Annotated in this window: 9 protein-coding genes; 5 read left to right on the top strand and 4 right to left on the bottom strand. The window is 52.8% G+C overall.

The features are described from left to right. Positions 1-121 precede the first annotated feature (121 nt). Together GJU83_RS18465 and GJU83_RS18460 are read right to left on the bottom strand one after the other, a co-directional pair. Positions 122-502: a hypothetical protein gene (locus GJU83_RS18465; protein WP_153634937.1), complete on the bottom strand. Its 381-nt coding sequence runs from the start codon at positions 500-502 to the stop codon at positions 122-124. 436 nt (positions 503-938) lie between these two features. Further along, the gene (locus GJU83_RS18460; protein WP_153634936.1) at positions 939-1478 is read right to left on the bottom strand and encodes a hypothetical protein; all 540 of its coding nucleotides are present in this window, start codon (positions 1476-1478) and stop codon (positions 939-941) included. 332 nt (positions 1479-1810) lie between these two features. On the opposite strand from GJU83_RS18460, the gene GJU83_RS18455 reads away from it, so the two are divergent. The 5 genes from GJU83_RS18455 to GJU83_RS18435 are packed head-to-tail and all read left to right on the top strand — an operon-like array spanning position 1811 to position 9173. Next, a complete protein-coding gene (locus GJU83_RS18455; protein ID WP_153634935.1) occupies positions 1811-5500 on the top strand; it encodes an ATP-binding protein in 3690 nt (1229 codons plus the stop codon). Continuing rightward, positions 5500-6162 (top strand): hypothetical protein, encoded by a 663-nt coding sequence (locus tag GJU83_RS18450; RefSeq protein ID WP_153634934.1) that lies wholly within the window; start codon positions 5500-5502, stop codon positions 6160-6162. The genes GJU83_RS18455 and GJU83_RS18450 overlap by 1 nt, the downstream gene beginning before the upstream one ends. Further along, positions 6159-7466: a hypothetical protein gene (locus GJU83_RS18445; RefSeq protein ID WP_153634933.1), complete on the top strand. Its 1308-nt coding sequence runs from the start codon at positions 6159-6161 to the stop codon at positions 7464-7466. Before GJU83_RS18450 ends, GJU83_RS18445 begins: the two co-directional genes overlap by 4 nt. After that, positions 7463-8326, top strand: a complete 864-nt coding sequence (locus GJU83_RS18440; protein WP_153634932.1) for a DUF7281 domain-containing protein — start codon at positions 7463-7465, stop codon at positions 8324-8326. The genes GJU83_RS18445 and GJU83_RS18440 overlap by 4 nt, the downstream gene beginning before the upstream one ends. Next, on the top strand, positions 8316-9173 hold the full coding sequence (locus GJU83_RS18435; protein WP_104272339.1) for a WYL domain-containing protein: 858 nt from the start codon (positions 8316-8318) through the stop codon (positions 9171-9173). Before GJU83_RS18440 ends, GJU83_RS18435 begins: the two co-directional genes overlap by 11 nt. A 51-nt stretch (positions 9174-9224) precedes the next feature. Here GJU83_RS18435 and GJU83_RS18430 read toward each other — a convergent pair whose 3' ends face one another. Then, positions 9225-12698: a class I SAM-dependent DNA methyltransferase gene (locus GJU83_RS18430; protein ID WP_153634931.1), complete on the bottom strand. Its 3474-nt coding sequence runs from the start codon at positions 12696-12698 to the stop codon at positions 9225-9227. 181 nt (positions 12699-12879) lie between these two features. After that, positions 12880-13164: a hypothetical protein gene (locus GJU83_RS18425; RefSeq protein WP_104272344.1), complete on the bottom strand. Its 285-nt coding sequence runs from the start codon at positions 13162-13164 to the stop codon at positions 12880-12882. Between the last annotated feature and the right edge of the window lie 22 nt (positions 13165-13186).

Raw genomic sequence — 13186 nt, 5'->3', positions numbered from 1 at the left:
ACCTGTATGGATCGCCGCTGATATGTCGGTAGTTAGCAGAGGTGGTAACGAAACTCCCGATCGCCGTAGCGGGCGCGGTGCTCCGTTGGCTGCTCCTGTTGGACTGACTCAACAGACGTCGTCACTTGACCACTCCAATGCGTAGAATCTGCACCACTTCATCGAGCACTGCTTTGGCCTTGTCGAGGCCCACCAGGGAGAACAGGCGGGGCAGGAGGTTCTTGCGAACGTCTTGTTCGATACCGACCGGGTTCAGGGAGTTTTCGGCTACAGCACGATTCACGACTCTGTCGATCTCGAACGCCTCCTCAATCAACTGGTCACCTTTTTCCGTCTCCAGAGCATAGAACTCCTTACCCAATACCAGCTTGAAGGCACCGTAGTAGGCTTGGGCGTGCTTGTTTCCATCAAAGGCGCTGACAGGAAGATCCGGCACATCCCGCTCTTCGACCATCTTCTCCAGGTCGCTGAACATGCGGAACTGGGCTTTGTAGTCGAACATGGCCTCTGCTTTCTCGATGGCCTCAGCAGGGCAGAGAAGACTTTCTGGGCGAAAGGGTCATCGCCTAGGCGCTCCTCAATGGTCTTTTTGGTGCGCGTTTCGATTTTGTCGGTTTCGTTCCGGGCTTTGTCATAGGACCAATAATCACGATTGGTTTCGCCGATGGATTCGATGACCACCGGCTGATCGCCTTTTTTGACGTCAATACCGGTCACGTGCCGGTCGATCAGGTCTCGGATTTGTCCCTCATAAGCCGAATAATCGACGGTCTCCTTCGCATCCAGCCGAACCGTTTTCCGTAACTCCGAGAACCATTTCAGATCCTGCTTGTAGCGCCGGATATCCGCCTCGTGAAGGCCTTGTCGTCAAAGAAGCTCTGGGTTGATAGGTCAGCCTTCAAGCACATGCCGAAATCAGTCACCGCTTCGTAGAAGTCTTACCGCAGCGCCTGACGAACATCAACCTCCATGCCCTCAGGGTCTGTTTCGTACTTCGGCATGAAAATAAGCCCTGTGTAACGACTAGAAACGTACCGTTTTACAAGAAAGAGGAAAAACTGGGTTAAGGAGCCCAATCGAACATCGAGCGTTGCTGACGAGATAACGAACTGAAGTCCGGCTTCTGTTCCAACTTCTGCATGCCGCTGGCCGGAATTGAGATACCCGCTGAAACCGTTGTAATCAACGATAGCCGCATCTAATGCATTGAGTGGAGCTAGTAGTAGCGCTCCGTGGGTGTCACGCTCAAACACCATTTCGTCAAAAGAACCATTGTGTTTGGTTTGCCAATAGTTGTACCACTGGCAAATCGACACCATGTACTGTTGAACTGTATTGATGGCTCGAGACAAACCCCAGGACTGCAGATAAATCAGAAGCAACAGAGCGGGCAGCTCCGTGTCGCGATCTAGAACGACTGCTGTCAGATGATTGTGGTAAGAAAATCTTGTGAGATGAAACCGGTCCGTGGCATCCATTTCCACGCGCTCTGGGTGTCATGAACGAACTTTAAAACCGCGCGTAAGAAAAGGGCACCGGATTTTGGCTGTTTTGAGACAAAAGGCCACAACAAAGGGCTGGAGACAAAACCGAGAAAATCTGGTGAACTAAAATGAACACCGCACCTGGTTTAACATAATGTTTATTATGCGTAGCAACCTATCATATAGCAAGCGCTTCATAATCCGCAAATAGACTTTATAATACTGTATAAAAAAACACATATGAGACGTTTCGTCACATGTATATAGTGAGGTGGAGTTTGTGATCAGAGCTCTTTAACTTCAAACGAAAAAATTGGGGCAGCGTGATGGAGTTCGGACTAAGGAAAATCGTCCTTATTGACAGCTATGTTGAAGGCAGAGCCTCAGAGCTTGATGTTTCTGGTCACACCAACATCAGTGGTGCTAACGGCATTGGTAAAACCAGCTTCTTGAAACTGATTCCGATCTTTTACGGGGAAAGTCCCCGGCGCCTTACGGTTGAGAGCGCCAACGGGAATGAGAGTTTCAACTCTTTCTACCTGAAGCGGAACGGATCCTATCTGGTGTTTGAGTATCTGAGTCATGGGCAGCCCAAGATGGCGGTATTCTGTAACCGGCGAAATGAGGCCAGGCACCGGCACGTCTTTATTGACTCCCCATACCGGGAAGACCTTTTTATAGATGTCTCAAATGAAGAGATCTACCCTGCCCACACCTTGCTGTCTCGCCTGAATGCCGAAGGCATTGGTCACATGAGTGTGGATACGACGCAGCAGTATAGGCAAATCCTGCTCGATGGGACGGTATCAAAGGCGTATCACTTCAGTCTTTGCCCCAGGAATGGCCGGATGTCCAAGCTGACGCCCCTGTTTACCGGCATGTTCAAACGTTCGGTTCAGTTCGCGGATCTGTCCAAGGTTATTCAAGAGTATGCCATGGACAAGCTGGATGATGATGCCCGGCAGATTCTGGAGAATTTTTCAGTCCACCGGGATCACCTGACTGCTACTCTCACCCAGTACGACGCTTATCAGGCACTGGAGAAGGCTCGCCCGGAAAGCGACCAGCTCAGCATTTTGCTTGATGATTACACCCTCACGAACACAAAACTATCCGCCGTGGTGGTGGCCTCCCGTGATCGTCAGACGGCGCTGGAGCTCCAGGTTCGCGCCTACGACGAAGAGAACCAGGAGATTGGCCAGAAACTATCTGATGAAGACAAGGCTCACTCCAAGGCCCTCGAGGAGCTTGATAAGCAGAAGAAAGCCCATGAAGAGCAACGCGGCCCCATAGCCACGCGAATCGACAACATCCAGCGCAACAAGACCTCCTACGATGAACAGGAACTACCCAAATGGGAGCAAAAGCTTGCCGGTATCTGGGAACTGGTCGGCCGTCATGAGAGTTACGCCAACCAACTGAAGATCCTCGCTGATAAGTCGGAAGAGGTACGCCGGCCTATTGAGGCGGAAATCAGTACTACTCGGGAGCGGGCCCAGCAGGAACTCGACCGACTGGAAGGCCGCTACAAGGAACTGACTGGTCAGCATCAGAGCGAGCGCAAAGTCATTTCGGATCGCCAGAGCCGTGAAATCCGCGAACAGGCGAAGAAACAGCAGCAGTCAGCCAGCACCCTGCAGGGAAGTCTATCTGACCTGACCAGCAAGATCAGTCGACTTGAGGAGCGCCGAGATAACCCACAGGCGTCAGAGGAACTGGTTCGTCAGTTCACGATTGCCGAGTCGGCCAGAGACAAGGCTCAGGAAGCATTCGACACGGCTCAGACCGACAACTTAAATGCGAGTCAGCGATTCGAGACAGCGGACAATTATTACCGGGCAGCGGACCAACGGTTCACCGACGCCCGGGAGTGGTGCGAAAAGCTTGAAGAAGCACATGCCAATGCTCTGAGTCTCGTCAACGGCAAAGAATCTTCGCTGATCTACTTCCTCAATAAAAACAAGCCCGGATGGCAGAACACCTTGGGCCGCGTTCTTGAGCCTGAAATTTTGCGCAATGAGAACCTGTCACCTTCTTTGGACCGGGACTACCCGGACAGTCAGAGCCTGTGTGGTGTGTCCATTGATTTTTCGAGGCTCCCTGAGCAGGAACTCACTCCGGCTGCCCTACGCTCCCAGATGGAAGAAGCTGCCGAGGATTTAGGCAAGGCCGAATCTGAGGAAGCGGCTGCCGAGAAGGCCCTGGCACGGGCCAATAACGATCGGAACGACGCCAAGGAACATCTGAACAAAAAGAAAGCCGCCTTTCAACGTGCCCATACCGAACTCGAGAGCGCAAAGGACACGTTGTCGACTATCCGGCAGAAGAAAGCGCAATCCGAGCTGAATAACAAGGCCGAAACCGAGCGTGAGCTGAGCAAGCTTGTCGCTGAAAAGGGTCAGCTGGACAAGCAGATGGAGGCGCTTGAAAGTTCTCAGGATTCGGAAGCCGAGCAACTGGAGGCCCGTCATGAAGAAGAGATTGAGGCTTTCGATACGGCTTATAAAGACGCCCTGGCAGAAATTGAGGCCAGTAAGACCCAGACCAGAGATACCCGGGATGCCGACATTAAGCGCCTTCAGGAGCAATTGGATCAGGCCCTTGCTGGACATGACATCGACCCAGAAGAGATGGAAAGGCTAAGCCGTTCGGTAAAGCAACTGGCCGAAGAGATCGAAACGATACGCGCCAAAGAAATCCTCGTGAAAAGCTACAAGCGATTCATGGAGGAAGAATACGCGCTACTGTCGGGCCTGAAAGAAGATGTTTCCTCCCTGGACAAGGAGCTGAGTTTTCTCCGGGATGAGCGAGCCGAGGCGGTCAGAAACTGGAACGCACGGCGCAGGGAGCTTGAGGGGCGCATAGAGAAGAATAACAAGGCCAAGACCCAGGCCAACACAGATATGACAACCCTGCAGGTTAGCATTCTGCAAACGGCCGAAGACCGGGAACTGCTCGTTTCAGAGCACAATGAAAGTCTTGCTCTGTTCCGGGAAATGAACGCCAACAGTCTAACCCATGAGTACCAGATGCTGCTCCAGCGGGAAAGCAGCAAAATCAACGAGCTCAAGAAGGTGGGTACCCGGTTCGCGACTATCTTTGAGCGGTTCACCGGGACGCCAAGCACCCAGTATTGGCAGGAGGCCGAGCTGGATTGGGACGGCACAGCGGCCCAGGTCATTATCCGGGCCCGGGCGATTCTTGAATACTTCCGGGGCGGGAAGCATGACCTGGTGCGGGACACGCTGGCCTCTGGATTCAGTAATCTAGACCAGATCGATATCTACCGTCGCGCCATGGAGGGCTTCGATAAACGCATCAAACGCTTCAACAAGGAGCTTTCGAGCAGCATAGAGCAAAACCTGAACTTCAAAGCGATTGAGCGGGTGGAGCCAACGGTTACCTTTGAGCTTGAGGAACTGGACTACTGGAAGGACATTAAATCTCTGGCCGATAGCGTTCGAACCTGGCGAGAAAACACTACCCTGAACAGCCTGCCGGATGAAGACCTGATTCTGAGTCTGCGGAACTACCTAGACACCTTTGAAGAGTCTCGGGCGAACGTGACCGTTAAAGAGCTTTGGCGATTGATCCGGTTCCGATTCTTCATCATCGAAAATGGCAAACCAAAGACCGGTTCTAGCTCGAAAGATCTTTCTGGAGATGAAGGCCTGTCTTCCAATGGACTCTCGTACATCGTCATGATTGTGCTCTTCCTTGGCTTCGTCAACATGCTGCGCAAGGGCCAGCCTGTTCACCTCACTTGGTCCCTGGATGAGCTGAGTGCCTTCGACAACGACAATAAACGGACGCTGCTGGCACTGCTTGCTGAACACCACATTAGTCTGATAACCGCGTGTCCGGACATGGGCGATCGTCAGCTGGGTATGTTCAATCAGGTTTACCGGATGGAGCGTTGTGATGGCGGAAAACGCTTTGTCCGCTGGCGCATGCCCGAGCCCGGCACCACCGCAGCGAACAACCCGTTCAAAGATATCAGCCAGGGAGAAGTCTGATGGTCGATCAAGTCACCCCGGCCAACGAGAGCGTTGGCAACTCGGAAACCTATCGCACCCTGCTTACCCGCCTTCTGGCCGGGAACGTTGTCTGCCAGTGGTCAGCGCCTTCGCTGGCGAGGTTGATAGAGCGCGAGGACATTCAGAACCGGGTTAACCGATGGAGCAGCGAACTGGGAATGGAGCTGGCTGAAACTAGCTCTCGAAACGGTCGGTATCTGGTATACCAAGGCTTCGACAACACCGTGAAAGCCGTGGCCCGCGAGACTTTCACCAAATTGATGAAGAACCTGCGCTTTTACGTTCAGACGCTGGAAATGCTGATGAACGCGCTGCATCCGGAGTCCTCCCTGCTGCCAGGAGAAGAGCTGCGCTTTCACGATCTGCTCAGCCAGGTCAGCCAAAGCCCGAGTCTGCAAACCCAACTGAGCAACCTGCCTTCTTCCAGGAAGTACACGGCTTACAAGGAACAGCTGGAAGGCCTGTTCTCACAACTGATCAAAGAAGGTTTGCTGGTCGAGGCCAACGCCAAGCACTCGATCTATCAGGTAACCTCCCGAATTGAACTGGTTCAGGACCTGATCATTTTCATCCAGGATAACGAACACCTTCCAGAGCCGGAGGTGGATACTGCAAGTGGTCGGCAAGGGCAACTGGCATGAGGGGACCGAACGGCCATCATCCACTGCTCGATCTTATTCAGCAGCTTTACAATGCCCGGGAACTGGTTGTAGATGCGTATGAGCGCTCTGGCGTGGATCTGGACGACAAAGCGCTAAGTCAGATAGAACCCCTGATGAAAACTCACCTCCTGCGCAAGGAAGGGTCCTCAGGCATACGGCTGAATCAGAAACTGCAGAAGGTGTTTGATGCGGCGCTACGCAAAGATCGGATAGCGGCGATCAATACTGACCTCAATTCAGAACTGCAGGCAGCGGAACTGGCTATGCGTCAGCTCCAGGATGTGAAGTATCAGGGCATGTTCGATGAAATGCTGGCTGCTCGGGACGAGGTAGAACAGCACCTGTTGTCCATTTACGACATTCTGGATGACAGCAGTACGACTATCTTCAACCGGGTCACCAGCAGTTACGGGATCCGGAGCAATCCGGATATTCGGCGCCGTGAAAATGAACTTTACAGCCGGCAGCTTGCGAACCTGGTGGAAAGCTACAACCAGATGCGTTCAAGCCTCAATGACGAGCCGTTCTCGCTGGATCCGGAGATAAGTGGGTTTATCGCTAATCTCGATATCCGGTGTATGGAAGTGGTGGACCGGATACGCCGGACTCAGAACACCATCCGGGACAACCTGTTCAAGGTGCGAGAGCTTGAGGCACGAGCTCGGAAGATCCGAGCGGTTGCCGATCATATGCGGCACAATCCGGGATTCGAAGCCTTGAGGACACAGGATGCGCTGGATAAGCACCCGTATTTCAGGACCATCAATCCCTTGCCGGCGGTGGCCATACCCAACCTCAACGATGTCGGGGTAGAGGAAGCCTGCACTGAGCTGGTTGGACGGCTCAGCGAAACGCTTAAGTACGAAGCCCCGAAGGTGACGCGAGAAGATTCTACGCTGCGTGAGAAAACTCAGGCAGAGCATGTTGCTGAAGTGTCCCCGCTCGACAAGATGGTTAAACGGATGCTGGCACAGTGCATTGAGAACAACGCGCCTATTTCCGCACTTGAATTCTGGAACTCTGAAGGGCGAGACAACGAGATTGCCGATCTGGACGAAAGTGAATGGCTTTATGCGATTGCACTGTATATGGATGGCGATCCGGTATTGCCCGGCGGCCAGGATACCTCTCATTTTGTAGGCCTATACACCCATGCGACCTCCGCTCACCCACTGGCTGGTTCTTGTGATCTAGTTGACCTGTATGTGTACCCGGTCGGCATTTCCCTTGAAGATGTGAAAAAGAAGGTGCACGAGGCTCCAAGCCCTGAGGTTTTCTCATGAAACCGACACGCCGTGAAATCAAACAGGCGCTGAAGGTTGCTCAATCCCCGGAAACGACATTCACGCGAAACAAGACACTGGAAAGCCTCGCGGCTCGAGGCCTGGGTTTCGTTAACGGTAAGGCTTATTCGATTTCCCGGCAGCAAAAGCAGGACTTGAAAGGCTGGCTCTCTCACCAGTCGATTGATTGGACCACCCCATGGTCCGCTTTTGAAGGTGACCGGTTGGAGACGGCCGAGGTCGCTACCGATGAGAAGCTGTCCGCGTCTACCGATAATCGGGAGCGGGTCCTAGTCAGTGCCATTGGGCCCACTGTGAGGGTAAACAGTACCACCCTCCCCGAGCTAGAGGGTTCTCATGTTTCACTGGTGACCGAATTCGTCCGCACCATCGAGTGCGACCACCTGTTGGTTGTGGAGAACCTGCCTGCCTTTAACTCCCTGTACCGGTTATTGCTCGATTTCCAGGGCCAAAGCGTTCTTGCCGTGTATAGAGGCGATCCGACACGGCCTATGGGCCAGACATGGGCAAAACATATGTCTGAGGAGATGGATATCCCCCTGGCAGCCTATATGGATTACGACCCTGCTGGACTTGTCATCGCGATCGGGTCTGGTGCCCAGACCATTATCCTTCCCCGTGTATCGGATTTGGAAAATGTAAATGGTAGTCAAACCGATTTCACCAATCAGCACATTCAATGGGAACAGTTGCGCCGGATGGGGATGCCAGGCCAACTTTCATTTCATTGCGATTACCTCGGAGCTCGCAAAAGAGGGTTTACGCAGGAGCGGATGCTGGCTCTAGGTATAGTTCACCAGTGGTTTCCTATCTTCCCGGGGACAGCGCATGGCAAATAAAAGCGATTTCCGGGAGTTTTCAAGACAGGATCGGTACCGGGCAATGGAAGTACTTCTGAACTGGGAAGGGGGATGCAACGCCTCACGGCTCGGGCGCTTGTTCAACGTCAGGCGTGAAAATGTCACCCGATACATTCAGGATTACCGGGAAACCTATCCGGGACAAATGTGGTACGACTCGGTCTGCAAGATCTTCAAACCGACTACTACGTTTACGCCGAAGTGCACTCGGGGCATTATCAGTGAGTATATCGACTTCGCCCGGCGGTTCCCTGCTGAGCACAGTGGATCTTTTAACGGAGGAAACTGGCTCGATTGCGGTCCACGGCCCCACATTGAGCCCGAACCGAGTGTGTTCCGGACAATCGTTCAGGCGATCAAGGAATGCCAGATCATCGCGGTCCGGTACCGTTCATGGAACCATCCGAGCGGCCGGGACCGAAAGGTACACCCGCATGCCCTCGCCTATTCTGGCCTGAGATGGCATTGCAGGGCCTTTGATGAAGAAACTCAGAGCTACCGAGATTTCCATCTGGGAAGGTTCGAGTCGATTGCTTTGGTGGGTAAAGCCGGCGATGCGATCACGGGAGAAGCTGATCATGACTGGCATCAACAGGTTGATTTACTCCTGATACCGAACCCGGAGCTTAGTGAACAAGAACAACAGCTCGTTCGCGCAGATTACAGTATGGACCGGGGTTGTTTGACCGTCAGATCGCGTCGCGCTATGGCGCAGTACGTTCTGACGAGCTATCACGTCTCCCCCAATGGAGACATTCCAGAAAACCCGCGGCAACAGCCTCTAGTGTGTGCCAACCTTGATATTGTGGCGAGTGTGTTGTTTTAGTTAATAAGCATGGTCTGACTTCAGCTTTCACCTCTAACTCAGGGTGCTGCTTTATACGGTGTGCCATGTGCCAGTTGACGTTTCATACTCTGCTACACCAACAGCCACCAGAGATTGGAGACCTTCCTCAACCGATTTTACAGGTTTCCGTTTGAACAGCTCGGCAAGACTTTCGGTGGTGTACGAGCGTTCGGCTAAAGCCTCACGGAGCATTCTAAGCTGATCGGGAATGGCTTTCGGGAATGTTGCTTTGCCTTTGCTGGTGATGGCTTCCGCTTTGGCTGCGGCTGTCTTCGGCGCAATATCTACTGCCGTTTGAACGGCATCGGGAGCTTGGTACTCTGGACGGAGCCAACGAATGATGCCTCGTGATTCTTCCTCGGCCCGCTGCTTGTTAAGGTCGACCAAGCGCATTAACAGGTCTTCTTCTGCTTCCGCTTGGCCACCCGGCTTATCTGGAAGCGGCGTTGTGGCGCCTGGGCGACCTACCAACTTTTCGGCCAGGTCCGACCAACCGTAGGCCCGAAAAACAGCATGGTCTAATTCATCATGCAGTTCTTGGAGTACGGAAACTAAGCCCTGTTGGTGAATGGTTTTTTCTTTGTCGGTGAGTTTTTCGCTCGCGCGTAGTTTTTCCAGCACGTTGTACATGCCTGTTAGTGTCAGTGAAGGATGCTCAGTTAGTTGGTCTTTTCGGTGCGCATCAACACGAGTTGCAAGCTTGCCAATTTGAGCCACTGCTGCTTCGTCCAGAGCAGGAAAGGAAAAAGCTTCGAAGCTTTTTGTTTTTACATACGTTGGATCATTGCCGACTCCAAGCGCACTTCCTGCAGCAGTGGCCCAGCAGGTATGAACCCGGGAGGAGAGAACCCCCAATATTTCTGGCTGATCTAAAGTGCAGGCAATTAGTTTGCTGTCGGGTAGCGTGTCAGAGCTCACATACTGAAAAGTTCGGTGCTTTGCAGTCTTCACCGTTGCAATGTATTTGCTCAGCGGCGGAAGAGCGGCCCTAAATTTTGGGCAAGGTTCGCCAAAGATCCACCATTTGTCACGGCGACTAGGTCGAGGGTTGTGATCGCGTTCCGGTTTTATTCTTTCCTTTACCCATTGATAGACTTCTGGAAATCGCAACTTTACGTCATCGATTTCTAAACCAAATAAGTCGATCACTAGAGCATTTCGAGGCTTACCAGTTAGATCTCTACCATTCAGATAGGGGCGAATATGGCTTTCCAATCCAGAACGTTTTCCAAGGCCTAACTCTCGAGCTTCATCGGGGGAAACTACAAAAGCTTTCCCGTGTGGCTCAATTCCGGGGAATGTTAATCCTAAATTTGCAGTTAGTGGTAGCGCTGAAGCCACATCAGCGCCAATTGTGAGATCTGAGAAGATCTTTCCGGTAACTGACGCTATATCTACTTTTCGTGTTTCACTCTCAGATTTCATCTCACTAACAATTCGATTCAAGGAACCTGGTTGTGTTCCTTGAACGCCAACCGTCATTGCAATCCGAACGGCAGCACCATCATTCCCATCTACCCATGGATGATCCGGCACCGCAAAAGCCAGCGATAATGGCATCTTTGAATCATTTAAGTGCGGCTCTAATACGCGTCGGTTAAAGGTCTGCTTCAAACTGTTGGTGGTAATGAACCCAAATCGTTGAGCGTTACCCTTTCTTACGTTCTCGGCCGCTGTATGCCACCAGTACATTACAAAGTCGGCTGAATCCGGAACCACGCCTTTGAAGACCTGGCGCACAGCGTCAACGTATCCATCACCTAAAGAGCGTCGCATCGTTGAAGCGCCAATGAACGGCGGGTTGCCGATGATATAGTCAGCCTTCGGCCACTCGGCTCGGCGTGGATTGTGGTACCGGTACACAGTGGCGCGGCCTGTTTCATCGGGAATAAGCTCACCCGTCGTTGGGCTGACCTTCATGCTAATACCATCCCAGATGGTTACTGGTCGCCCGTTATCATCCAGCTCCGGTTCCCGGCTGTCATACTCGATCAGAGCGTCCCGGCACTCAATGTTTTTAAAGTCCTTCAGAATTGGCTCGGGGAGATCCAGGCGGTCATTCAGCCGGTAGTGCCATTGCAGGTAGCCAATCCAAAGCACGAGTTCAGCGATCTGGGCCGCCCGGGGATTTAGCTCCAATCCGAGGAATTGGTGGGGATCGACGGTCAGCCCCTCGCTCTCCAAGACACCCTGCCCTTGTGTTAGCTCGGAAATAAAGCCCAGGACCTCGCCTTCGAGTCTCTTCATGTGCTCCAGGGCAACGTAGAGAAAGTTGGCGCTGCCGCAGGCAGGATCTAAGACATGGGTTTGGCAAAGTTGATAATGGAAGGCCTGGACCTGCTGTAGCGCCTTAGCGTCTTTCCCCTGACGCAAAAGTGTTTCCGCAGCTCCTCGAATGTCACCCCACTGCTCGCGAAGCGGTTCAATCAAGGTCGGCATTACCAGACGCTCAACATAGGCTCTGGGCGTGTAATGGGCGCCGAGTTTGTGGCGCTCTCGGGGATCTAGGGCTCGTTCCAGCAGCGTCCCAAAAATGGCTGGTTCCACAAAGCGCCAGTCCGCTCTCGATGCGTCAATGAGTAGCTGGATCTGGCTGGCGTTCAGCGGAATGGGATCGATGTTTTTGAACAGACCACCGTTGAAGCGTTTTACGGTCTGCATTAGACGTTCGCTGTAGCCGCCGGCATTCATGGTATCCCACAGGGCTTTAACCGCATGGGGGAATGCCTCCGGATTCCGGTCTTTAATGTCTACGAGCAAGTTCTGAAACGATTCTCTCGGCAGTAGCTCGACATCCTCTGCGAACATCGTGAACAGACATCGTTTGAGGAAGCTGGCCACCCTTTCAACGTCATACCCGCTGCGCTCCAGGGATCTTGCCAACTCTGCTAGTTTGGTACTGACTTCCCGAGTGACCTTGGCTGCGTGTTTGCTTGGGTCAAGCTTGTCGGGATCGAGCCAGAGCTGGCGAAGACGATGTTGGATCTCTGGTTTGTGCAGGTCGTCCAGACGGATCTCAAAATGTCTGGGGTCTGGAAATGGCACATAGTTTCCGCCCGTCCGGGTGAACTCCGAATAGGTGTAGATGGCATTTCCGACGTCGACAATAACGATGAATGGAGGACGGCCATGCTCCACTTCCTCGAAGGGCAGCCCCCTGATGTATCGTTCGGCCTGGGCTACCGCAGCGTTGATGGCATTCTGGTGGCTGCGAGAGGCTAGTTGTTTGCCTGTCTGCTTCCCTTCCAATACGAAACAATCTCGACGGTACAAATCGATGTATCTGCTTTCAGTGTTGCCGTCGACTCGCGGAGAGGCGATAAACCGCTCAAAAACGTAGGAGTTCTGACTGGTGTCGCCCTCCCCCGGGTCAGGGAGTGGAAGATCTAGGAGCGTGCAAAGATCGCGCATAAACGATTGGAAGTTTGAGCGTTCACTCCCCGAGTTGCCTTTCCAGCGTTCGAGAAAACTGCTTACAGCGGAAGAGGTTGCGATCGCATCCAAGCTTACTACTCCTTAAGACACAGGTTCAGAAGATATTACCCTTTCTGGAGAGGGTTACGCGAAGCGCCAGAGTCATTCCACTCTCCAGCGTGTCAAACTCAATTTGAAATCGCGAATATTGATGAGAAACAGTTGGATTGCAAGATGGGTCGGTTCACAGCTATGTCATGAACCACTTCGGTCAGTCACGAGCGAACCAGCTGGGTACGGTGTCCCCTTGCTCGCGTAAGTTCTCGCAAACGAATCCAACGAATTCGCTCGCCGCCTCATGAGCAGTCATGTTATGTGGAATTCGCTCGGCAGCGTAAAAGGCGTCATCCATATTAATGAGTGTGCCCGTCGCAGAGAATATGTGTCGGCGCTCTTTCGCACTACTTTCCAGGCTGAGGTTAATTGCATTGTTAATCAGTGCCGTTTGCACTTCGGTAATGAACTGGAATTTTTTCCAGTTGAGTTCGTCAGTCATTTCTTTCAATCCTTAGTCTTTG

It is taken from the genome of Marinobacter salsuginis, from assembly GCF_009617755.1.
Taxonomy (GTDB): Bacteria; Pseudomonadota; Gammaproteobacteria; order Pseudomonadales; family Oleiphilaceae; genus Marinobacter; species Marinobacter salsuginis.
Note: the sequence above shows the minus strand (reverse complement) of the source record. Positions and strands in the feature narration are given on the sequence as shown.